Raw genomic sequence first — 23,035 nt, 5'->3', positions numbered from 1 at the left:
ACATAAAACTGAGTGTCTACCATTATGTTTAAAAAACCAACATGCCATTAGTTGTAACATTCTATTGAAGATGAATGCTATGCCTTATTTTTTTTGCACTTTCATCGTATAATGCCCGCCAAATATTTGTTCGCATACTGCGGTAGGTAGAGTGCGAATGTTGCTTTTTCTATAGAGGAGTCCTACGTGGCCCAATATATTTACACGATGAACCGTGTGTCCAAAATGGTTCCGCCTAAGCGCGAAATCCTGAAAGACATCTCTTTATCATTCTTTCCAGGCGCAAAAATTGGTGTGCTTGGTTTAAACGGTGCAGGTAAATCTACCTTGCTTCGTATTATGGCTGGCGTAGATAAAGATTTCTCTGGTGAAGCGCGTGCACAACCAGGTATCAAAATCGGTTACCTCGAGCAAGAGCCACCCCTTGATCCTAACAAAGACGTTCGTGGTAACGTTGAAGATGGTTTACGTGAACCGCTTGATGCTTTAGCGCGTCTGGATGAAGTATTTGCAGAATATGCAGCAGAAGATGCAGACTTTGATGCGCTTGCAAAAGAGCAGGAAAAGCTGGAAGCAATTATCCATTCTTGGGATGCACATAATATTGTAAACCAGATGGATCAAGCTGCTGCGGCATTGAACCTTCCAGCTTGGGATGCGGACGTGACTAAGCTTTCGGGTGGTGAACGCCGTCGTGTAGCGCTTTGCCGTCTACTGCTTTCTAAGCCAGACATGTTGCTTCTTGATGAACCGACGAACCATTTGGATGCAGAATCTGTATCCTGGCTAGAACGCTTCCTGAAAGATTTCCCTGGCACCATCGTGGCGATTACCCATGACCGTTACTTCCTGGATAACGTTGCGGAATGGATTCTGGAGCTTGACCGTGGACATGGTATTCCTTACCAAGGCAACTATTCTTCTTGGCTTGAGCAAAAGAATGCCCGTTTAGAGCAAGAGAACAAGCAAGAAGAATCTTTTGCCAAAGCCTTGAAAAAAGAACTTGAATGGGTTCGTTCAAATGCCAAAGGTCAGCAAAAGAAAAACAAAGCGCGTATGGAGCGTTTTGAAGAGCTTAACTCACGCGAATTCCAACAGCGTAATGAAACCTCTGAAATCTACATTCCACCTGGTCCACGTCTGGGCAATAAGGTGGTAGAAGTTGAAGGCATCAGCAAATCGTTCGGTGACAAACTGCTGTATAAAGACTTGTCTTTCACAGTTCCGCCTGCTGCGATTGTGGGTATTGTCGGTCCTAACGGTGCAGGTAAAACCACACTGTTCCGTATGATGACGGGCGAACAACAACCAGATACCGGTACGGTAACCTTGGGTGAGTCGGTTAAAGTGGCTTACGTGGGTCAGATCCGTGACACCTTGGACGATAACAAAACCGTTTGGGAAGAAGTATCCGGTGGCCTGGATATCTTGAAGATTGGTGATTACGAAATCGCATCACGTGCGTATATCGGTCGTTTCAACTTTAAGGGTCAAGATCAGCAAAAACGTGTAGGCAGTTTATCGGGTGGTGAGCGTAACCGTTTACAGCTTGCGAAAATCCTGCAAATGGGCGCAAACGTGATCCTGCTGGATGAACCATCGAATGACCTGGATATCGAAACCTTACGCGCACTTGAGGATGCAATTCTTGTATTCCCGGGTACTGTGATGGTGGTATCGCATGACCGTTGGTTCCTGGACCGTATTGCAACGCACATCTTGTCATTTGAAAATGAAACACCAGAGTTCTTCACCGGTAACTATACCGAGTTTGAAGAATATCGCCGTAAGCGCGATGGTGATGACCTGGCAACGCGTCGTCAAAAATATCGTAAAATCGGTGCTTAATTCCCGATTTTGATGTGAAAAAAACCAGCCTTCGGGCTGGTTTTTTTATTACAGTGCAATTTGAGAATAACTCTGCATTAAAGTCCTACGGGCTTCTGGATGACCTTGCTTGGCTGCTTTTTCCAACCATTCTTGAGCATGGGTGTAATTTTTATCTAAACCTAAGTCACCATTCAAATAACATAGGCCGAGTCTATACTGAGAGTCACGATGTCCTTTTAATGCGGCACTTAAAAAGTTCCACATTGCATTTCGATTGTCATGAATGGAGGGGTCTTCATCTGACATGGAATGGGTGGAATGGTTTTTAAACATGGAATGATGTTCGATCGCAAGCTGCTCGAAAAATTGTCCCTGCGCAAATTCCCAATTTGCTTCATTTAAGGTTGGATTTTGCATTCCTTGCAACTGTTGATCTGAAGGACTCAGTAAGGCATCTACGATCTTTTTTATCTTATTCACGATCATAATCAACTCCTTTCTACATGTTAGATTGTCATAAATCTAATTATTTCAATGTAACGATTTTTTTTAAGTAAAGTGCAATTAATTTGTAAGTAAATGAATTTTTTTATTAATTTAAAAAAAGGTGAAGCAGGTTTTGATGTTGATTATCAATATAATATAAAACTGAATAGCTTTCATATTTTATACAGAGCTTTTTAATGACTGTAGCGGACATTCGATTTTGCCAAACAACTTGCTTTATATTCGCAGTGTGCTAAAAAAATAAATTTATAGTATTTATCTCTCTTGTTTAGGGATAAATTATTTTTATAAATAAAAATAATTGGGAGTTGCAATGAGTGGACATCACGGACATGAACATAGTCATGCAGTGGTGACGGAAAGTAATGCCCAAAAGCTGACCTTTGCTCTGGCGCTCACAAGCACTTTTCTCATTATTGAAGTGGTTGCGGGTTTCGTCACTGAAAGTTTGGCCCTGCTTTCCGATGCTGCACATATGTTTACCGATGCGGCAGCCTTGGCCATTGCCCTGGTGGCGATCAAAATTGGCAAAATGCCAGCAGATGATAAAAGAACTTTTGGTTATCAGCGCTTTGAAATTCTGGCCGCGCTGTTTAATGCCTTGATGCTGTTTGTTGTCGCCATTTATATCCTGTTTGAAGCTTATCAGCGTTTTAGCCATCCACCGGAAATTCAAAGTCTGGGCATGCTGGGTGTGGCGGTCATTGGCTTGGTGATTAACCTGATTTCGATGCGGATTTTATTTTCCAGTTCCACTGAAAGCCTGAATGTGAAAGGTGCTTATCTGGAAGTTTTAAGTGATGCGGTGGGGTCGATCGGGGTGATTATTGGCGCTGCGATCATCTATTTCACTGGCTGGATGTGGGTGGATACGCTTATTGCGGTGCTGATCGGTTTCTGGGTGCTGCCAAGAACCTGGATTTTGCTTAAGCAAAGTATCAATATTTTGCTGGAAGGGGTTCCGGAAGAGATTGATATTGAGCAGTTGCGTAATGACCTGTTGAGCTTAGCGGATGTGGAAAGTATTCATCAACTGAAAGTTTGGGCTATTACCTCCAAGAATGTCCATCTGACTGTACATCTCTATGCACCTGAGGCAGACCATAATCTGTTATATCAACAGGCTTTGGAAATGTTGAGCCATCAACATGGTATTGCGGAAATAACGCTACAGATTGAAGATTATGAATGTGGGCTGCATTCCTCCTGTCATCGCCATGATGATCACGAAGAACATTCATCTCATCAGGAAGATTCACACCAGCACTGAAACTGATGTGAAATCGAATCTATTTTAGATTTCCCATTCGTGATTACATTCACGGCATTTCCATTTCTTTTGCGACTGCATAAAGCCTTGCATGGAAATTTTAAAATCTGGCAGGTCGCGGTAAAACAGGAAACCGGCGATCACGCAGATGATAAAGGCCACTACTGTTGCAACTTGTAGGGTAGAGCCTGCACCATCGCCGAAAATCCACATTGCAATACTAATTAAAACCAGCAGCAATAAGATAAAGACTGCAGGAATAAGAAAGACGAGGCTTTTAGGAACTACAGGGCGTACTGCAGGGCTACCGGCTTGAGCGACAGGCATAATTTTAGGGCTTTGGCATTTTGGGCAACGGTATTGCATTACAACTCCATCATTTTAATTTATCGCTTATTTTAATCGGAATGACACAGAAAGCAAAAACAGCGCAAATAAAAGTTGATAAAAAATTGTGGCAATAAAAAACCCAAGTCGCAATGCTTGGGTTTTTTATCAGATCACTACAAGTGGATTGTAGTCATCTTGAATATGGCGTCCCTACGGGGATTCGAACCCCGGTTACCGCCGTGAAAGGGCGATGTCCTAGGCCTCTAGACGATAGGGACAATTGAGGCAACACAAAAAAGGTGGAACTTGGTGGAGTCAAGGAGGATCGAACTCCTGACCTCTACAATGCCATTGTAGCGCTCTACCAACTGAGCTATGACCCCAGCTTGTGTGAGCGCAATATTAGGGGTATTGCGCTCACACGTCAACTATAAAATCAATTATGCTTCATCAACTGCGTCATTTTTCGGCAATTTTAAGCTTTCATTGAGTTTTTCCCAAGATTTTGCTTCTTTTTTGCTCGGACCGCCCACAATTTCCAGGGCATGGCGTAAACGCGCAAAAGTTAAATCGGGGCCAATCGTTACCATGGATTGCATTACCGGGGTTGAACTGGTTGAACCGGCAATGGCAATGAAGAAAGTTGGCATAAAGTCACGAAGCTTAATTTCCATCTGGTTGGCCAGGTCCATTAAGGTCTGACTCACCGTGTCATTATTCCAGGTGAACAGGCTTTCCAGACGCCAAATGGCAAACTGCAAGCTTTGACGAACCTGTTCTTCGGTCAGTTTCTTGCTTTCAAACTGTTCTTTGCTGATGCTCGGGAACTGGTTGAAATAGAAACCTGCCCAATTCACGGCTTCAGAAAGCAGGTTAATACGCGGCTGAATGGCAGCGGCAATATCTTCCAGGGTGTTGCGGTCAGATTTCCATGCCAATAAGGTATTTAACAGTTCGGCAGGAGAGAGCGCTTTAATCCATTGACCATTGAGCCAATTCAGTTTTTCCACATCAAAGATTGGACCGCCGAGGGAGACACGTTTAATGTCGAAATGCTCAATCATTTCTGCCAAAGTGAACTTTTCACGTTCATCTGGCATTGACCAGCCCATACGGCCCAAATAGTTCAATAACGCTTCTGGAAGTACACCGATGTCTTTGTAGTAATTGATAGAAGTCGGGTTTTTACGCTTAGACAGTTTTGATTTGTCCGGGTTGCGAAGTAATGGCATATGACCCAGTACCGGCATTTCCCAGCCAAAGTATTTGTAAAGCAACTGGTGTTTCGGTGCCGACGGTAACCATTCCTCACCACGGAAAACGTGAGTGATTTGCATCAGATGGTCATCAACCACATTGGCAAGATGGTAAGTCGGTAAACCATCGGTTTTGAGCAAAACTTGCATGTCGACTTGAGCCCAAGGAATTTCAACTTCCCCACGCAGTAAGTCGTTGACTTTACAAGTACCTTCTTCAGGTACTTTCATACGAATCACGTGGGGCTCACCTGCGGCAAGGCGACGTGCAACTTCATCCTGAGACAATAATAAACCCCGGCCATCATAACGTGGCGTTTCGCCACGCGCCTGCTGTTCCGCACGCATCTGATCCAGTTCTTCCGCTGTTGCGAAGCAGTAGAAAGCATGGCCTTTTTCTACCAGTTCCAAAGCATATTGTTTATAGATGCCCATACGTTCAGACTGGCGGTAAGGCGCATGTGGACCGCCCACATCCGGACCTTCTGACCAATTTAAGCCTAACCAGCGCAATGAATCTAAAATCATTTTTTCAGATTCAGGAGTTGAACGCAGTTGGTCGGTATCTTCGATACGAAGAATAAATTCACCGCCATGCTGTTTAGCAAAACATAAGTTAAACAAGGCAATATAAGCAGTGCCTACGTGTGGAAAGCCAGTAGGAGAAGGCGCAATACGAGTACGGACAGTCATAACCAATATTTTTCAGAATGTGAATGGGAGCTATTATAACGAAAAAGCCTAATCACTTAATGTTAAATTCAACATTGAAATGATTAGGCTAAATCGGAACTTCTAAAGGGGTGCGAAGTTCGCTGTTGAGTTAAGAACTGCTTTGAGGGAACAGTGCTTGCACAAAACGGCTAAATTTCTGGTTTTGAGCAGCAAAGAAGCTTTGAGTCGGTGCAACTTTAATCTCGGTCAGCATTTTTAAATCGTTATCGGCACGTAAGGTATTTCCACCTTGCTTTTGCTGTTGCAGGGCTTTTTCAATCAATGAAGACTTTTCAGTGCCTAAAGTCACTTTGCCTTCAGTACCTTTAATTACAGTTGAATGTCCCAGCTGAGCCATAAACCCTAAAGTTAAACTTAAGCTAAACGCTTGTATAACTGCTGCATATCGCATTTTCACATCCCCCTTTTCCGGTGCTGGAATTTTATATATTGTTTTAATCCGATGAGTGACTACCATTTAATCACACAAAAAAATACAAAAGTAGAACTGGATCACACTTTTTTACAAAATAATAAAATACCTATAAACATTGTGCTCTTTGTATCAAAAGAATATGGAGACAACATGGAGAATGAGGAAAAACAACAAGCTGGAAATTTATTCGGAGTTTTTTAGTGCTAAAAATGCATTTTAAAGCATTTTTATGGATATCTTTAAAAAACGATTTTTAATCAATAAAATATTATAAGTATATGATTGTTAAAAATATTTATGATTTATATAGTGGCCTCATTATTAAATAAAGTTAAATAAAAGGGAGTTACACATGAAAAAAATATTCGCATCTACTCTTTTGGTCTTGCTGGGGAGCATGGGCACGCAGAGTTTCGCCGCGAAAGATTTCCTGAATGTCTCTTATGATCCGACCCGAGAATTTTATCAGGAATATAATCAGGCCTTTGGTGCGTACTGGAAACAACGTACCGGACAGGAGATCAATTTCAAACAATCTCATGGCGGTTCAGGCAAGCAGGCACGTTCCGTGATTGATGGTTTGCAGGCTGATGTCGTGACCCTGGCGCTAGCCAACGATATTGATGAAATTGTGAAGGCGGGCCTGATCCATAAAAACTGGCAAAAGCAGTTTCCGAACAATTCTGCACCTTATACCTCGACCGTAGTTTTTCTGGTTCGCAAAGGGAATCCCAAAAATATTAAAGACTGGAACGATTTAACCAAGCCGGGTGTGGAAATTATTACGCCAAATCCGAAAACCGGCGGTGCACCACGCTGGATTTACCTGTCTGCATGGGGCTATGCGTTAAAACAGCCGGGTGGCAATGATGCCAAAGCACTTGAGCTGGTGAAAAAGCTTTATGCTAATGTGAAGGTGCTGGATTCTGGCGCACGCAGTTCCTTAACCACTTTCGCTGTGCGTGGTATTGGTGATGTGCTGCTGTCTTGGGAAAATGAGGCTCTGCTGGCGACTCAAGGTTTGGGTAAAGACAAATATCAGATTGTTTATCCCTCCATTTCAATTTTGGCAGAACCATCGGTAGCGATTGTCGATAAAAATGTGGATAAGGACGGCAACCGAAACCTGGCTAAAGGTTATCTCAACTATCTATATTCGCCAAAGGGGCAAGAGCTGGCAGCACAATATTTCTTCCGCCCGCGTAATTCACAAGCGGCAGCGAAATATGCGGCACAATTTCCAAAAAATCAAACTGTTTACCATTGGTGATGTGTTTGGCGGATGGGCGAAAGCGCAAAAAACTCACTTCGTGAATGGTGCCATTTTTGACCAGATCTATAGCGAAAAAAATTAGTATTTTGATCGTGATCAAGCATTAAAATCAGAAAACGGCTAACTTTGTTATTCGTTTTTTTATATCTAATCCATAAAAATCTATATATCTTGAATAAGTATAATGTTGTCGTTATTTTTGTATCTAAAACAGTGGATTAAGAAGAAAAACCTTTCATCTTAATCGGTTATGCCTAAATTTGATGAATTGCGAATTATGACTTTATTTCATATAGTTAGCATTAATGAAGATAATTGATCTGTATTGTCATGAAAACTCAATTCAAAGCCTTATTCAGTGCAGCATTGCTTGCGAGCGGCATTGCTTTTACTGCAACTTCTGCTCAGGCGGCAGACCGTGAATTTTTAAATGTATCTTATGATGCAACACGTGAATTTTATGATGAATTCAACAAGTCTTTTGGTGCTTACTGGAAAGAGCGTACTGGGCGGAGTGTGAATTTTAAACAGTCTCATGGTGGTTCAGGCAAGCAGGCACGTTCCGTGGTGGATGGGCTGAAAGCGGATGTTGTCACTTTGGCCTTGGCAAATGATATTGAAGAAATCGTCAAGTCGGGTCAGATTCAGCCGGGCTGGCAAAAAGAGTTCCCGCATAACTCTGCACCTTATACTTCGACCATCGTTTTTATGGTACGTAAAGGTAATCCAAAGCATATTAAAGACTGGTCTGACCTAACCAAGCCAGGCGTACAGATTATTACCCCGAACCCGAAAACCGGTGGTTTACCGCGTTGGGTATATCTGTCTGCCTGGGGTTATGCACTGAAGCAACCGGGCGGTAGCGATGCCAAAGCCAAAGATTTTGTGGGTAAAATGTACCGTAACGTCAAGGTGATGGACTCGGCTGCACGTGCTTCAATGACTACATTTGCTGAGCGCGGTATCGGTGATGTGTTATTGACCTGGGAAAATGAAGCCTTGGTAACTCAAAAAAGCCTGGGCAAAAACAAATTTGAAATTGTTTATCCATCCATGTCTATCTTGACTGAACCATCGGTTGCAATCGTAGATAAAAACGTAGAGAAAGATGGCAACAAGTGGTTGGCCAAAGGTTATATCAACTACTTGTACTCACCATTGGGTCAGGAAATGGCAGCCAAGTACTACTATCGTCCGCGTAATCCGGAAGTGCTGGCTAAATATTCTGCTCAATTCCCGAAACTAAAAACCTTCACTATTGATGAAGTATTTGGTGGCTGGTCCAAAGCACAACAGACTCACTTTGTGAACGGTGCGATTTTTGACCAGATTTATAATACGAAACGTTAATTCTGCCTGATCTAAAAAGCCAATCCTGAGAGATTGGCTTTTTTATGGCTGCCAAGATGAAGAGTGAAGCATCATTTTTAAATCAGCAAACTCACTAAACGATAAAAATCACATGCAAGATAGAATAGATTTGCGGTGAACCCAGTTTGAAACGGTTTTCTCTATGAAAAGTAATATTTCCCTACAAAAAGTCGTTTGGAGCTTTGTTAAAACAAGGTAATAATGTGCAGTTACATTTTTCCTAGTATTGATTGAACCCTTATGTCGCATATTTCTGTATTACTTCATGAAACTGTTGATGCCTTGTTGGCAGACCGCAATACAGGAATTTATGTCGATGGGACCTTTGGTCGCGGCGGTCATACCCGTTTATTACTGTCTAAGTTAGATGAAAATGCCCGTGTTTATGCCTTTGATAAAGATCCACAAGCCTTGCAGACGGCAGCGGTATTGGAACAGGAAGATTCACGCTTTAAGATTATTCATGCCAGCTTTGCCGATTTAAAACAGGAACTGGAAGCGCTGGGCATCGACCAGGTGGATGGGGTGATGGCAGATTTAGGCGTGTCATCTCCACAACTGGACCAGGCGGAACGTGGCTTTAGTTTTATGAAAGATGGGCCACTGGATATGCGCATGGATAACTCGCAAGGTCCAACGGCAGCTGAGTGGCTGGTAGATATTGAAGAAGAAGCCCTGGCGAATATTATTTTCCAGTATGGCGAAGAGCGTTATAGTCGCCGTATTGCCAAAGCCATTAAGGCAGCCGGTTATATTGAAACCACGGCTCAACTGGCTGCAATTGTCAAAGTTGCCCATCCTAAATGGGAAAAAAATAAACATGCTGCAACCCGAACTTTTCAGGCGATTCGTATTGCCATTAATAAAGAATTAGAAGATATTGAAGCTTTCTTGCCACAGGCTGTGGAAGTTTTAAAACCCGAGGGACGTTTGGCGGTCATCAGTTTCCATTCACTGGAAGACCGTCTGATTAAACAATTTATTCAAAAAGAATCGACTTTAGCGGAAGATACCGGTTGGGGATTGCCACAAAAACGGGAAGATACCCGTCGTTTAAAGAAGATTTCCCGAGTCCGTGCCAGTGAAGAAGAGGTCAAAGCCAACCCTCGTTCTCGCAGTGCATGGCTTAGAGTTGCAGAGCGCTTAGCTTCAAAAGGCGAATAATGAAAACTGAAGTTGTTGAAAAGAAAACCGACAAAAAGCCGATGAAAAAACTCATCAGCTATATCGTTTTGCTGCTGCTGGTCTTTCTTAGCGCAATTATGGTGGTATTCCAGGTATTTGAATATCGTCATGATTATCGCGAGTTAAGTTCTTTTATGCGGGAAAGGGATGATCTGAATGCAGAGTGGGGGCGTTTGCTGATTGAGCAACAAACCTTTGGTGCGACGGCGCAAATTGGCACACGTGCGGTCACGCAATTGCGCATGTATTCACCTCCTGCGGCACAGACGGTTGTAATTTCTTTACCAATGACTTCAGACGATAAAAAATAAGGCTAGCTGTAATTATGGTGGACAAGAGAACAAGTCAGGCAACACGCAAAAAGCAGCAGCCGATTACCGAGAAAAATGCCCTCAGCGTAGACATGTGGCGTTTTTACCTGATGTGGGGTGTGGTTCTACTGTGCTTTTTGGCCTTGGTGGGCCGTGCATTTTATGTACAGGTGATCAATAAGGACTTTTTGCAAAACAAGGCCAATGCCAATATTTTGCGAACTGAAAAAATCAAGGCGATGCGTGGCGTCATTTATGACCGCCATGGGGTGCCTTTGGCCATTAGTACGCCGGTCATGAAGGTGGTGATTGATCCGCGCGACTATTTTGAAACCAAAAAACTGTTTGACGAGATTACTGCCGAACTGGCTAAAGATCCTCATAACCGCAAACTGAAACGTCAGTTACCGGATAAAAACCTGAATCTGGATGAACTTGCCGATGCAGTGGGTATCGACCGTGCCGAGCTGAAAAAGAAAATGAATGAGCGTCCGCGTTCACGTTATCTGGTCCTGCAAAAAGAAATTCCACCCCAGCAAGCGGAGCTGATTGCCAAACGTGAATTCCAGGGCGTTTATACCGAAAAGAACTATAAGCGTTATTATCCGCAGCCGCAGCCGAATGCCCAGATTATTGGTTTGACCAACAGTGAAGGCGTAGGGATTGAAGGTCTGGAGATGCAGCTGAATAAGGCTTTGTCTGGTCATGATGGCGAACAGCAGATTGTGCGGGATAAAAAGGGCAACCGTTTTAAAGATCCTGAAATTATCAAGGAAGTTGAAGCCGGGGAAAATATTACCTTAAGTATTGATTCACGGCTGCAATATATTCTGTACCGTGAATTGACCGCTGCTGGTGTGGCGAATAATGCGCGTTCTGCTACAGCCATTGCTGTGGATGTCAAAACCGGTGAAATTCTGGCCATGACCAGCTGGCCGTCTTACAACCCGAATGATAAAAAAAGTTTAGGCAATAAAGATGCCATGCGTAACCGCGGTGCAGTGGATTCATTTGAGCCGGGTTCAACCATGAAACCCTTGACGGTTGCTATGGCGCTGGAAAGTGGTAAATACACTGCAAATTCAGTGGTGAATACTTCACCGGGTAGTATGCGCATTGGTAATCATACCATTCGGGATACGCATAACTATGGCGCACTGACTCTGGGCGGCATCATCCAGAAATCATCCAACGTTGGGGTGGCAAAAATTGCCTTGTCACTGCCTTATGCCACCCTGCCGACTTTCTATAAACGTGTGGGCATGGGGCAGCGTTCTGCGGTGAAATTCCCGGGTGAAAGTGCGGGCCTGATTTTGCCGCCAAGCAAATGGAATGTCTCGGAAGTGGGCACCATGGCCTATGGTTATGGCCTGAATGCGACCGTACTACAAATTGCCGATGCCTATGCCATGATTGCCAATAAAGGCGTGAAGATGCCTTTAAGCTTGTACAAGCTGGATCAGCCACCGAAGGGTGAGCAAATTGTCGATGCAAAAATTGCCGAACAGGTTTTGTTGATGATGGAAGCAGTGACCTTGCCGGGTGGTACGGCACAGCAGGCCAATATTCCGGGTTATCGTGTCGCAGGTAAGACCGGTACCGCGCATAAGTTACGTGCAGACCGCAAGGGGTATTCAGACAGTGAATACCGTGCGCTGTTTGCCGGCATGGCACCGGTCAGTGATCCGCGCCTGGCGATGGTCGTTGTGGTAGAAAATCCGAAAGGACAATATTACGGCGGTCTGGTGGCAGCGCCGGTATTTGCACGTGTGATGCAGGAATCCTTACGTTTGATGAACGTGCCTTTAGATAAACCTTTAGATACTCCCAAAATCCAGTAACAGGTGATGAATGTCGATTACATTTCAAGATCTCTACAGCACTGAGAAAACCACTGGATGGATGAGCAAGCCATTCGCTGGCTTTAGTTTAGATAGTCGTAAAGTTGACCCAGGGCAAATTTTTATTGCCCTGACTAGTTTTTCCCAGCCTGAAAAAACCTTGCAGTTTGCACAGTCAGCTTTGGCACGTGGTGCCTTGGCTGTGGTCAGCGAAACGGATTTGGGTCTGGAAAATAGTATAGTAGTACCGAATGTCCGTCATTTAATGGGACAGTGGCAAAAGCAATATTTACAGTCAACCCAAGCTGTAAATGCTGCGCGCATTATTGCCGTGACAGGAACCAACGGTAAAACCACCATCTCGCGTTTAATTGCTGAACTGTTGATGTTGCAAGGTAAGCAATGTGCCGTGATGGGAACCACCGGGAACGGTATTTTGCCGAATCTTGAAGCCTCTACGCATACCACGCTGGATGCCTTGCAGCTGCAAAATGCCTTGCATGGCTATGCGCAGGCCGGTGCTGAATTTGCAGCGATTGAAGCCAGCTCGCATGGTCTGGAACAGGGCCGTTTGAATGGCTGCGATATTGAAATTGCGGCGTATAGTAACTTGAGTCGCGATCATCTGGATTATCACGGCACGCTTGAAGCCTATGCTGAAGCCAAGTCGCGATTATTCAAGTTTTCCAGCTTGAAAGTGGCCATTATCAATATTGATGATGAGCATGCGCAGGTCATGATTGAGGCTGCGCAATCAAATCCGGCCCGACCGAAAATTTTCACTTATTCAATCACTCAAGCAGCTGACTATCGGGTTGAAAATATTCAATATAGTTTAAGCGGTGCATGCTTTAAACTGGTCACCGCGGATGGTGAATTTGACGTAAATAGCCCGTTACTGGGGCATTTTAACGTGGAAAATCTTGTGGCGAGCCTGATTGCTGCACAGCAGGCAGGTTTCAAGCTGACCGATTTGATTGCTGTGGCACCGAAGCTGCAAGGTGCGCCGGGTCGTATGCAAGTAATCCGTGATGGCGAGCGTCTGTTTGTGGTCGATTATGCCCATACGCCAGATGCCCTGATTCAGGTACTGACCACCTTAAAACGCCATGTAGCGAAAAATTTATGGGCAGTCTTTGGTTGTGGTGGCGACCGTGACCGGGGCAAGCGTCCGCTAATGACCCAAGCTGCTCTGGATCATGCCGATGTTGCGCTGATCACTTCTGACAATCCGCGTACCGAAGACCCGGAACAGATTTTTGCCGACATGAAAGCCGGCATTGATTTTTCAGCGCATCGCGTGCATGAAATTCATGACCGCCGTGAAGCGATTAAATTTGCAGTGAAGCAGGCTCAGGCAGGTGACATTGTGGTTATTGCCGGAAAGGGGCATGAAAACTATCAGGAAATTGATGGCGTACGTCATTGGTTTGATGATGTGGTTGAAGTACAGGCAGCCATTGATGCACAACACCACACCCCAGATTCAGCTTATCCTGCACAATAGGAAACCATCATGCATACATCAACTACCAGTACAGTGCCTTTGGAACCGTGGACAGCAGCACAACTGGCTGAAGCCACCCAGGGTTACTGGTTGAATGAGAAAGTGCCTCAAGGCGCAATCAAACGGATTTTGACCGATTCACGCTTTGCGGAAAAAGGCGATGCATTTCTTGCCCTGCAAGGTGAACGTTTTGATGCGCATGACTTTGTTGCCCAAGTGGCAGGTAAGGGCTGTGAAATCACAATTGTCAGCCATCCGGTAGATGCTGATATCTGCCAGCTTGTGGTTGCTGATACCCGTCTGGCATTGGGACATCTTGGGGCTTATCGCCGTGCACAAAATTCACAATTGAAAGTGATTGCGCTAACCGGCAGTAGTGGTAAAACCACTACCAAGGAAATGCTGGGCAGTATTCTATCTCGTTTGGCACCGACCTTAATTACCCGTGGTAACCTGAATAACGATTTAGGTGTACCGATGATGTTGCTCGAGCTGCGTGCTGAACATCAATATGCGGTGATGGAGCTTGGCGCAAGCCATCAGGGTGAGATTGATTACACCTCCAATCTGGTTCAACCGCATGTGGCCGGGATTATCAATATTGGTACTGCACATTTGGGTGAGTTTGGCGGACGCGATGGTATTTGCCGTGCCAAATCGGAAATTTATGGTCATATTGCCAAAACAGGCACTTCAATCGTTCCCGCTGCCGATGATTTTGCTGAATCCATCCGTCAGGCTGTACAGACTGAAAAAGTCTTGAGTTTCGGACAGGCGGGAGATGTTTTTGCCACAGACATCGAGTTGCATGCCCAATCTTCCCGCTTTACTTTAAATACCCCTCAAGGTGTGCGTCAGATCAACCTGCCATTTGCCGGTGAACACAATGTGCAGAATGCCACGGCGGCAGCTGCTTTTGCGCTCGCGATTGGGGTTGCGCTGGATGATATTGTGACAGGTCTGGAGCAGGCGAAAGGTGCCAAAGGCCGTTTGAACTTCATTCATACTGCGAAACATCTGTTTATTGACGATACTTACAATGCCAATCCGACGTCCATGCGTGCTGCAGCCGAAGTGCTGGCGCAGCAGGAAGGCGTCAAAGTGATGGTGATTGGCGATATTGGTGAATTAGGTGCAAGTGCTGCACAGCAACACTATATGCTGGGCCGTGATCTGGTTTCGGTACCGGGAGTTCATTTTGTGGTTGCTGTGGGTGAATTTGCCCCGGCCACCCAGGAAGGGGCGCGCAGCACCCAATATGGCAAAAAAATGCAGGCCTTCCTGACCCAGGCACAAGCCCTTCCTTTCTTACTTGATTTAATTGAAACGCATCAACCTCAATCCATGAGTTTCCTGTTTAAAGGTTCTCGTTATACCCACATGGAAACATTGATGGCTGATTTGATGGAGAAACTCTAAATGCTGTTATGGCTATTTGAACATTTGGCGGGCTTTGACAGCACGTTTCAGGTGGTCCGTTATTTAACTTTACGTGCTTTGCTTAGTGTCTTAACCGCATTGACCATTGGACTGGTTTTGGGTCCTTTGATGATCCGTAAGCTCCAGGCTTTAAAATATGGGCAGGCAGTCAGTTCTTTTGCTCCTGAAAATCATGCCAAAAAAATGGGAACCCCGACCATGGGCGGGATTCTGGTCCTGCTGTCGATTGGTATTTCCACCCTGTTATGGGCAGATTTATCCAACCCTTATGTCTGGATTGTACTGGGTGTGATGGTGATTTTTGGTGCTGTGGGCTGGGCTGATGACTGGATCAAGGTACGCTATAAAGACAATGCCGGTCTGCCTGCACGGAAAAAATTCTTCTGGACTTCAGTTGCTTCTTTGGGTGCCGGTATTGCGCTGTATGTGATTGCGACCCAGCAGGTCAATCCTGTGCACACCAGCAATATGCTGGACCTGTTGATTCCCTTCTTTAAAAACCTGACCATTCCGTTATCCGCTATTCCTTTAGGGATTGGTTTTATTATCTTTACCTATCTGGTGATTAACGGGGCATCCAATGCGGTGAACCTGACCGATGGTCTGGATGGTCTGGCGATCATGCCGATTGTGCTGGTTGCTGCAGGTTTGGGCGTATTTGCCTATCTGGCCGGAGATGTCCGTTTTGCCAATTATCTGCATATTCCTTATGTCAAATATTCCTCTGAACTGGTGGTGATCTGTGCCGCGATGATTGGTGCCGGTTTGGCCTTTCTTTGGTATAACGCGCATCCCGCACAAGTATTCATGGGCGATGTCGGGGCTTTATCCTTAGGCGCAATGCTGGGTACCATTGCAGTGATGGTTCGTCAGGAAATCGTATTTGCGATTATGGGCGGGGTATTTGTGGTAGAAGCCATTTCAGTGTTCCTGCAAATTGGTTCCCTGCGTATGCGTAACAAGCGTGTCTTCCTTATGGCGCCGCTACATCATCATTACGAGAAAAAAGGCTGGCGTGAAACCCAGGTGGTGATTCGTTTCTGGATTATTACGATTATGCTGGTAGTTTTAGGCTTAATGACCTTAAAATTGCGTTAAGCAAATATTCGAAAAAAAGCCGGCATTTGCTCCCACATCTGCCGGCTTTTTTTATCGCCTGATTTCAGGCACTGGAGAAAAATATGAATCTGCTGATGTGTCCTGTCTGTCATGAAGCATTGCAACTGACCGGAAAAACATGGCACTGTGTCAACAACCACAGTTATGACGTGGCCAAACAGGGCTATGTGAACCTGCATGTAGTACAACACAAGCACAGCAAGAATCCGGGCGATACGCCTGAATCGGTACAGGCGCGCCGTGCATTTTTAAGTGGCGGTTTTTATGCGCCTTTACAACAGGCAGTGGTTGAAAAAATTCGTGAATTGCGCGTTGAAAATCTGCTGGATATTGGCTGTGGCGAAGGCTATTACACCAATGCCATGCAGGCGGAAGTGCTGCAATGTGTCGGCGTGGATATTGCAAAAAATGCCGTACAGGTCGCAGCTAAGCTGAATAAAAATATGACTTGGGTGGTAGGAACCGGAGCCACCTTGCCGGTACTGGATGCGTCAATTGATTTATGTACCAGTCTGTTTAGTCCGATTCCCAAACAGGAAATATTACGGGTACTGAAACCGCATGCCTATTTGATGGTGGTCACGCCTGCAACAGAGCATTTATATGCCATGCGTGAGGCACTTTTTGAAGAGGTGAATCCGCATGAACCGTATAAATTTGTCGCCCAGCTGGAAGACGCTTTTGAACTGGTAGAAGAGAGAGTGGTGGATGCGCCATTTACCTTGCAACAGGTTGATTTAAAGCATCTGATTGCCATGACGCCTTATGCCTATAAAGCCAAGCCAGAACGTCGTCAGGCTCTGGAACAGAAAGACCAGTTTGAGTTAAAAGCCCAATTCCAGATTTATCTATTTAAAAAGAAAGCTTAAAATTAAGTGCAACAAAAAGCCCTCAATTGAGGGCTTTTTATTGTGTTATTCAAATACATCAATCAGATTATCCAGGGCATCCGGCTTGTTGTTTTGTTTTTGCATATCTGGCGGGTTGGCATTGTCCGGAACCAGAATTTCTTCTCCCGGAAGATCGTCAAAGTCGCGTTCCGGTGCCCGCACTGGAGCCACGGGTGCCGGACGATACAATGGACGAGCCAAAGGCGGAGAGGAGCGATCTGTCTGGACTGGTTCGCCTACAGTAATCGTCTGGTTACGATTGGCCGGGGCTTTGGCATTTTTGTCGAGACGTACCCAGGCTGCCGGCGTACCTTTTAAGGCGTTGCCCATAAAGTTGGTCCAGATTGGCAGTGCGGCAACACCACCATATTCACGCCGACCCAGCGTGGTCGGTTGGTCAAAACCGACCCAGGCAACCGTCACCAGTTTGCCATTAAAGCCTGCAAACCAGGCATCCTTAGCATCATTGGTGGTCCCGGTTTTACCGCCAATATCATCACGGCCAATTCTGAGTGCGGCACGTCCGGTACCATGTTGAATCACATCACGTAAAATATTGGCCATGTCATAAGCAGAGCTTGATTTTAAGACACGTTGTGCCTGGCGGTACTGGCTTTTTGCTTCATCCAGTTCAAGCTGAGCCAGTTCTTTTTCCTCTGGCAGCATCTGATTGGTGACGTGAATCACTTCATCATCCGGGGTAAGTGGTTCTGCAGATACCGTTTCTTCATCATTTTGGTTGATGCAGGAAATGCAGGCATAGTCCGGATTACTTTGGTAAATCACTTTGCCATAAGCATCTTCAATACGGTCAATAAAATGCGGCTGAATGCGGTAACCGCCATTGGCGAAAGTAGCATAGCCTGTCGCCATCTGGATCGGAAGAACTTGAGGTGTACCTAAGGCAATGGTGTAATTTCGCGGGATCTGATTTTCATGCAAACCGAAATCCATCAGTAATTGCCGGGTACGTTCAATGCCTACCGTTTGCAGCAGGCGAACCGATACCGTATTTCGTGATAAATACAAGGCACGACGTAAAGGAATCATGCCCAGATAACGGCCATCGGAATTTTTCGGTGACCATTTGCCAATCGTGATCGGGCTGTCATTGACCATGCTGTAGGGGGTCATGCCGCGCTCAAGTGCCAAGGCATAGACAAAGGGTTTGATGGTAGAACCCGGTTGACGCCAGCCTTGTAAGGCACGGTTAAATTTGGACTGATAAAAATTATATCCGCCGACAATCGCTTCAATTGCGCCATTGTTGGGGTTTAATGCAATCAGCTGGCCTTGAACTTTAGGAATCTGTACCAGTGCCCAAGAGGTTTTATTGTCGTTCGGGCGTAATCGGATAATATCGTTTACTTTCACGATTTGTGAAGCAGTGCGTGGAGCAGGGCCAACGCTGTTGGCATTTCTGTAAGGAGATGCCCAGGACATGCCTGACCAGGGTACAGTCACGGTAGAGCCATCCTGCATCAAGGCTTCAAAAATGTTTTTCTCAACTTTAATCACCTTGGCAGGATAGGTATTTGCATAAGGGGTGAAATCGCTCAGTGGTTTGTCATGTGCTTCAGCACCTCTCCAGCCATGTCGGCGGTCATAGGCTTCCAGGCCTTCCTGTACGGACTGTTCTGCGAAGGCCTGACGTTGGCTATTGATCGTGGTATAGACTTTATAGCCAGAATCAATTGCTTGTTCACCAAACTTTTCCACCAATTCTGAACGGACCATTTCGCCGACATAGGGGTATTTATTATTGATGCCACGGTCTGGCATATCGAGGTTAACTGGTTCAGCAATGGCCTGCTTATACTGCGCCTGATTGATGTAACCCAACTGCAGCATGCGACCCAGAATCCAGTTGCGGCGTTCTAAGGCACGGGTAGGGTTGACCACAGGATTGTATTTTGAAGGTGCCTTGGGCAGGCCGGCAATCATGGCCATTTGAGCAATACTGAGCTGATCCAGATTTTTGTTGTAGTAAATTTTTGCAGCTGCAGCAATCCCGTAAGCATTCTTACCCAAGAAGATTTTATTCACATATAAGGTGAGAATTTCTTCCTTGGTCAGGTTCTGTTCAATTTTACGTGCCAGGAAAATTTCAGTCAGTTTGCGTTTTAGCGTACGTTCAGGCGTTAAATAATAGTTTTTTGCCACCTGCATGGTAATGGTGGACCCACCGGTTTGCACGTTTGAACCGGTGATGGTTTCACTCACCGCGCGGCCTAAACCTTTAAAACTAATGCCGCTATGTTCAAAGAAGGATGAATCTTCTGCCGCAAGAAAGGCAGAGATAAAAGGTTTGGGAATCTGTTTGTATTCCACTGGAACGGATAATTTCCCGCCATACTCGGCAATCAGCTCATTATCAGCACTATATACTTGTAAAGGTTTTAATAACGGTGCCTTTTTTAAGGTAGTCATTTTAGGTAGGGATGGGGCAATATAGAGATACATGCCATAAAATCCCATAGGAATTGAGACCAAAACTATAATTATGATCAAAAAAAATGGATGAACATGGCCCGAACGTGATAGCTTTTTCATAACAAGTAAGTTTTAATAAGAGCTAATGGCAAACTAATTGGCGGTCAGTATAGCCTTTACACATACAGATTGTTAGATGAGTTATTGTATCTGTATAAAATTATGGACCATCACTGATTAGTAGGTTACTTTTATTGGGGATAAAAAAATAATAGGAATTATATTGTGCTCAGGTTATATCGTAAGCCGAATAAGGGGTTAGTAGGAGTAGATATTAGTTCTACTTCTGTTAAATTGTTGGAACTTTCTGTTAAGGGCGGTAACAGGTATTGGGTTGAAAGCTATGCGCTGGTGCCTTTACCTGAAGGTAGTGTTGTTGAAAAAAATATTTTAAATCCGGAGGCAGTGGGTGATGCACTAGAGCGCGCACTCAATCTTGCCAATACCCAATCCACAGCTGCATCCCTTGCAATTCCAACTTCACTGGTGATTACTAAAACCATTGAAATGGATGCGGATATGACGGATGACGAACGTGAAGTCCAGATCCGTATGGATGCAGAGCAATATATTCCGTTTCCTCTGGATGAAGCCAGCCTGGATTTTGAAGTATTGCCGGAGCGTTTAGCCAATCCGAATCGCGTGAATGTACTGCTCGTTGCAACGCGTCTTGAAAATGTAGAAGCCCGTGCTGAAGTACTGGAGCTGGCTAACCTGACCCCAAAAATTGCCGATGTTGAAAGTTTTGCGATAGAAAATGCCTATAAAGTATTTTCCGATACTTTGCCTATGGGTGTGAATACGGTCGGTATTCTAGATATTGGTCATACCATGACGACCTTATCTGTCATGCAAAATAATAAAGTGATTTATACACGAGAGCAGGTGTTTGGGGGTAAACAGCTGACTCAGGAAATTCAAAATCGTTATGGTCTGTCTTTTGAAGAAGCGGGCCGTGCCAAGAAAACCCGTTCATTACCGGATGACTATGATGTTGAAGTCTTAGAGCCTTTCTTGGAAGCTGTGGTTCAACAAGCGGCAAGATCGTTGCAGTTCTTCTTCTCATCTTCACAGTTTAATGAGATTGACCATATTTTATTGGCTGGGGGAAATGCCAATATTCCAGGGCTCGCGAAATTACTACAACAAAAACTGGGTTATCGCGTCACGATTGCCAACCCATTTTTACAAATGGGGTTTTCTCCACAAATCGATATTAAAAAAATAGAGAACGATGCTTCCTCGCTCATGGTGGCATGTGGTTTGGCATTGAGGAGTTTTGATTAATGGCAAGAATTAACTTACTTCCTTGGCGTGATGAGCTAAGAGAAAAACGAAAAAAAGAATTTATCGCCATTTGTATTGGGGCGGCATTCATTGGTGCTTTGGCGGTTACATCATCATGGTTTTATTATGATCATAAACTTGAAGACCAAGAACAGGCCAATCAGCTGATTACCAGTACCAACCAGAATCTTGATGTGCAATTAAAATCTTTAGAAGGTTTGGAAGCGCAGCGCAATGCCATTGTTGAGCGCATGAAGCTGATTCAGGGTCTGCAAGGGCAACGTCCGATTGCGGTACGTCTGATTGACGAACTGGTACGGGTTACGCCAGGTAATTTATATATTACCAAATTTGTGCGTACTGGCGACAAATTCACCATTGAAGGCAGAGCTGAAAGTCCAAATACCGTTGCAGAGTTTTTGCGTAATTTGGAGGCATCTGCCTGGTATCGCAACGCTTTTATGAATTCTTTTTTAGCGGTTGAAGAACAAAAAGATAAAGCACCAAGTTCCGTGATTCCGCGTATTGAAGAAGGTTATGGTTCATTTGTGGTGACTGCTGACTTGGATGAAATCGCGCAGCCTGCGGCACCAGAAGCACAACAACAAGCACAATCCAATACAGCGAATTCAACCGTGGAGGCAGCCCAATGAGTCTCGATGAACTTGATGAATTAAATCCAAATGAAGCTGTGGTTCCTAAAAAGAAAATGACGCTGGATAAGTTCCTTCAGCAGTTCAATACTTTAGATCCAAATAATTATGGTAGTTGGCCATTATCCGTCAAAATCACCTGCTGGATTGCGATTATGCTGGCGATTGGGATTCTGGGTTATTTTTTAACAATTAAAAGTAAATTGGAAGATATTTCCAATGCTGCTGCTCAAGAGCAAAACCTGCTCAATGAATTTCGTGAAAAAGATTCCAAGCTTCGTAATTTGCAGTTGTTGCAAGCGCAGTTACAGGAAATGGAAGCGAATTTTAACCAGCAATTGGAGCAACTGCCTAAAGAAACTGAAATTCCAGGACTGGTTGAGGATATCAACGTTACTGGTGTAAATTCTGGCTTGAAATTCAAAAATATCCGTTTAGAAAATGAAATAAAACAAGAGTTCTTTATTGAACAGCCAATTGCGATTGAAGCAACCGGTGACTATCATGCTTTTGGTTCTTTTGTGAGCGGAATTGCTGCACTGCCACGTATTGTGACTTTGCATGATTTTGAAATTACGGCGTCAGAAAATAAAGAGAAAAAATCTGATATTCCTCAAGTGAATTATAACGTTAAAGCAAAAACATATCGTTATATTGGTGCTGCTGATGCTCAAGCGACAGAAACGCAGGCTGCAGGGACTAATTCAACTGCTGCGGCTGGAGGGACACAGTAATGAAAATGCAAAAAATCTCTCTAAGTTTGATGCTGGGTGTGTTACTGGTCGGTTGTGATTCGCGTATTGATGCCGTGAATGAACAAATGGCCAATATTCGCAATCAACCTCCATTGCCGATTGAACCTGCACCGGTTTTTCCACCTGTACCAACATTCGATTATGCGGCACACCAGCTTAAAAGTCCTTTTTTACCGAGTTCACTGGCTGCCGAATTGAAAATTATGTCAGGAAAACGTGTCTATCCTAATTTATCTCGTCAATTGCAACCTTTAGAAAGTTATGCAATTGAATCGTTAAATATGAAGGGAAGTATGCGTAACCAGTCTGGGCAGATCCTGGCGTTGATTCAGACCCCGGATGGTGAAATTGAGCGAATCCAGCGCGGTAGTTATATGGGTATGAATCATGGTCGTGTGATCAATATTACGCCTACACAGATTGATCTCGTGGAAATTGTTCCAGATGGGCGAGAAGGATACGTAGAACGTCCAAGAAGTCTAGTATTACTTGGACCAGCGCCTTAAGTTTAAAAGGAATAAAAATGAATAATAGTTTTAAAGATTTTATATTTGGGGATGGCAATAC

The 23,035-nt window shown here is 44.6% G+C and carries 19 protein-coding genes, 2 tRNA genes and 1 pseudogene; 15 read left to right on the top strand and 7 right to left on the bottom strand.

What is annotated here, in order from left to right:
• Window positions 1-186 precede the first annotated feature (186 nt).
• Window positions 187-1,848, top strand: a complete 1,662-nt coding sequence (ettA, locus tag E0H88_RS03575) for an energy-dependent translational throttle protein EttA (RefSeq protein WP_092820222.1) — start codon at window positions 187-189, stop codon at window positions 1,846-1,848.
• A gap of 48 nt (window positions 1,849-1,896) precedes the next feature.
• On the opposite strand, the gene E0H88_RS03570 is transcribed toward ettA, so the two are convergent.
• Window positions 1,897-2,316 (bottom strand): tetratricopeptide repeat protein, encoded by a 420-nt coding sequence (locus E0H88_RS03570; RefSeq protein ID WP_131273133.1) that lies wholly within the window; start codon window positions 2,314-2,316, stop codon window positions 1,897-1,899.
• A 334-nt stretch (window positions 2,317-2,650) separates the two neighbouring features.
• Here E0H88_RS03570 and E0H88_RS03565 point away from each other — a divergent pair, with 334 nt between their 5' ends.
• Entirely contained in the window at window positions 2,651-3,607 is a 957-nt protein-coding gene (locus E0H88_RS03565) for a cation diffusion facilitator family transporter (RefSeq protein ID WP_131273132.1), read from the top strand.
• A 24-nt stretch (window positions 3,608-3,631) separates the two neighbouring features.
• Here the strand turns inward: E0H88_RS03565 and E0H88_RS03560 are convergent, their stop codons facing one another.
• The 5 genes from E0H88_RS03560 to E0H88_RS03540 all read right to left on the bottom strand — a co-directional run bounded on the left by E0H88_RS03560 (window position 3,632) and on the right by E0H88_RS03540 (window position 6,319).
• A complete protein-coding gene (locus E0H88_RS03560) occupies window positions 3,632-3,973 on the bottom strand; it encodes a zinc-ribbon domain-containing protein (protein ID WP_086197221.1) in 342 nt (113 codons plus the stop codon).
• A gap of 166 nt (window positions 3,974-4,139) precedes the next feature.
• Window positions 4,140-4,215, bottom strand: a tRNA-Glu gene (locus tag E0H88_RS03555).
• A 29-nt stretch (window positions 4,216-4,244) separates the two neighbouring features.
• Window positions 4,245-4,320 (bottom strand) — tRNA-Ala (locus E0H88_RS03550).
• 57 nt (window positions 4,321-4,377) lie between these two features.
• The gene (gene gltX / locus E0H88_RS03545) at window positions 4,378-5,886 is read right to left on the bottom strand and encodes a glutamate--tRNA ligase (protein WP_131273131.1); all 1,509 of its coding nucleotides are present in this window, start codon (window positions 5,884-5,886) and stop codon (window positions 4,378-4,380) included.
• 130 nt (window positions 5,887-6,016) lie between these two features.
• Window positions 6,017-6,319: a hypothetical protein gene (locus E0H88_RS03540; protein ID WP_131273130.1), complete on the bottom strand. Its 303-nt coding sequence runs from the start codon at window positions 6,317-6,319 to the stop codon at window positions 6,017-6,019.
• Between the two features lie 376 nt (window positions 6,320-6,695).
• Here E0H88_RS03540 and E0H88_RS03535 point away from each other — a divergent pair.
• From E0H88_RS03535 to E0H88_RS03495, 9 genes and pseudogenes are all read left to right on the top strand, one after another.
• Window positions 6,696-7,698 (top strand): annotated as a pseudogene (locus E0H88_RS03535) (sulfate ABC transporter substrate-binding protein).
• A gap of 248 nt (window positions 7,699-7,946) precedes the next feature.
• A complete protein-coding gene (locus tag E0H88_RS03530) occupies window positions 7,947-8,966 on the top strand; it encodes a sulfate ABC transporter substrate-binding protein (protein ID WP_131273129.1) in 1,020 nt (339 codons plus the stop codon).
• Window positions 8,967-9,227: 261 nt separating this feature from the next.
• On the top strand, window positions 9,228-10,151 hold the full coding sequence (rsmH, locus tag E0H88_RS03525; RefSeq protein ID WP_131273128.1) for a 16S rRNA (cytosine(1402)-N(4))-methyltransferase RsmH: 924 nt from the start codon (window positions 9,228-9,230) through the stop codon (window positions 10,149-10,151).
• Complete coding sequence (ftsL, locus tag E0H88_RS03520) at window positions 10,151-10,483, top strand: cell division protein FtsL (protein WP_131273127.1); 333 nt, start codon at window positions 10,151-10,153, stop codon at window positions 10,481-10,483. Before rsmH ends, ftsL begins: the two co-directional genes overlap by 1 nt.
• A 14-nt stretch (window positions 10,484-10,497) precedes the next feature.
• Window positions 10,498-12,324, top strand: a complete 1,827-nt coding sequence (ftsI, locus tag E0H88_RS03515) for a penicillin-binding protein PBP3 (RefSeq protein WP_131273126.1) — start codon at window positions 10,498-10,500, stop codon at window positions 12,322-12,324.
• Window positions 12,325-12,334: 10 nt separating this feature from the next.
• Window positions 12,335-13,831, top strand: a complete 1,497-nt coding sequence (locus E0H88_RS03510; RefSeq protein WP_131273125.1) for a UDP-N-acetylmuramoyl-L-alanyl-D-glutamate--2,6-diaminopimelate ligase — start codon at window positions 12,335-12,337, stop codon at window positions 13,829-13,831.
• Window positions 13,832-13,840: 9 nt separating this feature from the next.
• The gene (locus tag E0H88_RS03505; protein ID WP_131273124.1) at window positions 13,841-15,250 is read left to right on the top strand and encodes a UDP-N-acetylmuramoyl-tripeptide--D-alanyl-D-alanine ligase; all 1,410 of its coding nucleotides are present in this window, start codon (window positions 13,841-13,843) and stop codon (window positions 15,248-15,250) included.
• Window positions 15,251-16,369 (top strand): phospho-N-acetylmuramoyl-pentapeptide-transferase, encoded by a 1,119-nt coding sequence (mraY, locus tag E0H88_RS03500; RefSeq protein ID WP_131273123.1) that lies wholly within the window; start codon window positions 15,251-15,253, stop codon window positions 16,367-16,369. It abuts the gene before it with no gap.
• Window positions 16,370-16,452: 83 nt separating this feature from the next.
• Window positions 16,453-17,259 (top strand): putative RNA methyltransferase, encoded by an 807-nt coding sequence (locus tag E0H88_RS03495; protein WP_131273122.1) that lies wholly within the window; start codon window positions 16,453-16,455, stop codon window positions 17,257-17,259.
• A gap of 45 nt (window positions 17,260-17,304) precedes the next feature.
• Here E0H88_RS03495 and ponA read toward each other — a convergent pair whose 3' ends face one another.
• Window positions 17,305-19,833: a penicillin-binding protein PBP1a gene (ponA, locus tag E0H88_RS03490; RefSeq protein ID WP_131273121.1), complete on the bottom strand. Its 2,529-nt coding sequence runs from the start codon at window positions 19,831-19,833 to the stop codon at window positions 17,305-17,307.
• A 165-nt stretch (window positions 19,834-19,998) separates the two neighbouring features.
• On the opposite strand from ponA, the gene E0H88_RS03485 reads away from it, so the two are divergent.
• The 4 genes from E0H88_RS03485 to E0H88_RS03470 are packed head-to-tail and all read left to right on the top strand — an operon-like array spanning window position 19,999 to window position 22,974.
• Window positions 19,999-21,060, top strand: a complete 1,062-nt coding sequence (locus E0H88_RS03485) for a pilus assembly protein PilM (RefSeq protein WP_131273120.1) — start codon at window positions 19,999-20,001, stop codon at window positions 21,058-21,060.
• Window positions 21,060-21,713, top strand: a complete 654-nt coding sequence (locus E0H88_RS03480; RefSeq protein WP_131273119.1) for a PilN domain-containing protein — start codon at window positions 21,060-21,062, stop codon at window positions 21,711-21,713. The genes E0H88_RS03485 and E0H88_RS03480 overlap by 1 nt, the downstream gene beginning before the upstream one ends.
• Window positions 21,710-22,447, top strand: coding sequence for a type IV pilus inner membrane component PilO (locus tag E0H88_RS03475; protein ID WP_131273118.1), 738 nt, complete (start codon window positions 21,710-21,712; stop codon window positions 22,445-22,447). The genes E0H88_RS03480 and E0H88_RS03475 overlap by 4 nt, the downstream gene beginning before the upstream one ends.
• Window positions 22,447-22,974 (top strand): pilus assembly protein PilP, encoded by a 528-nt coding sequence (locus E0H88_RS03470; protein WP_092820204.1) that lies wholly within the window; start codon window positions 22,447-22,449, stop codon window positions 22,972-22,974. Before E0H88_RS03475 ends, E0H88_RS03470 begins: the two co-directional genes overlap by 1 nt.
• The last annotated feature ends 61 nt before the right edge of the window (window positions 22,975-23,035 follow it).

The organism is Acinetobacter sp. ANC 4216, assembly GCF_004331195.1.
Taxonomy (GTDB): Bacteria; Pseudomonadota; Gammaproteobacteria; order Pseudomonadales; family Moraxellaceae; genus Acinetobacter; species Acinetobacter kookii.
This window is presented reverse-complemented; position numbering and strand designations above follow the sequence as displayed.

Excerpts from the sequence above, each read along its gene's own strand:
- E0H88_RS03570 (WP_131273133.1), bottom strand. The coding sequence starts at position 2,316 with ATGATCGTGAATAAGATAAAAAAGATCGTAGATGCCTTACTGAGTCCT.
- E0H88_RS03565 (WP_131273132.1), top strand. The coding sequence starts at position 2,651 with ATGAGTGGACATCACGGACATGAACATAGTCATGCAGTGGTGACGGAA.
- E0H88_RS03560 (WP_086197221.1), bottom strand. The coding sequence starts at position 3,973 with ATGCAATACCGTTGCCCAAAATGCCAAAGCCCTAAAATTATGCCTGTC.
- gltX (WP_131273131.1), bottom strand. The coding sequence starts at position 5,886 with ATGACTGTCCGTACTCGTATTGCGCCTTCTCCTACTGGCTTTCCACAC.
- E0H88_RS03540 (WP_131273130.1), bottom strand. The coding sequence starts at position 6,319 with ATGCGATATGCAGCAGTTATACAAGCGTTTAGCTTAAGTTTAACTTTA.
- E0H88_RS03530 (WP_131273129.1), top strand. The coding sequence starts at position 7,947 with ATGAAAACTCAATTCAAAGCCTTATTCAGTGCAGCATTGCTTGCGAGC.
- rsmH (WP_131273128.1), top strand. The coding sequence starts at position 9,228 with ATGTCGCATATTTCTGTATTACTTCATGAAACTGTTGATGCCTTGTTG.
- ftsL (WP_131273127.1), top strand. The coding sequence starts at position 10,151 with ATGAAAACTGAAGTTGTTGAAAAGAAAACCGACAAAAAGCCGATGAAA.
- ftsI (WP_131273126.1), top strand. The coding sequence starts at position 10,498 with ATGGTGGACAAGAGAACAAGTCAGGCAACACGCAAAAAGCAGCAGCCG.
- E0H88_RS03510 (WP_131273125.1), top strand. The coding sequence starts at position 12,335 with ATGTCGATTACATTTCAAGATCTCTACAGCACTGAGAAAACCACTGGA.
- E0H88_RS03505 (WP_131273124.1), top strand. The coding sequence starts at position 13,841 with ATGCATACATCAACTACCAGTACAGTGCCTTTGGAACCGTGGACAGCA.
- mraY (WP_131273123.1), top strand. The coding sequence starts at position 15,251 with ATGCTGTTATGGCTATTTGAACATTTGGCGGGCTTTGACAGCACGTTT.
- E0H88_RS03495 (WP_131273122.1), top strand. The coding sequence starts at position 16,453 with ATGAATCTGCTGATGTGTCCTGTCTGTCATGAAGCATTGCAACTGACC.
- ponA (WP_131273121.1), bottom strand. The coding sequence starts at position 19,833 with ATGAAAAAGCTATCACGTTCGGGCCATGTTCATCCATTTTTTTTGATC.
- E0H88_RS03480 (WP_131273119.1), top strand. The coding sequence starts at position 21,060 with ATGGCAAGAATTAACTTACTTCCTTGGCGTGATGAGCTAAGAGAAAAA.
- E0H88_RS03475 (WP_131273118.1), top strand. The coding sequence starts at position 21,710 with ATGAGTCTCGATGAACTTGATGAATTAAATCCAAATGAAGCTGTGGTT.
- E0H88_RS03470 (WP_092820204.1), top strand. The coding sequence starts at position 22,447 with ATGAAAATGCAAAAAATCTCTCTAAGTTTGATGCTGGGTGTGTTACTG.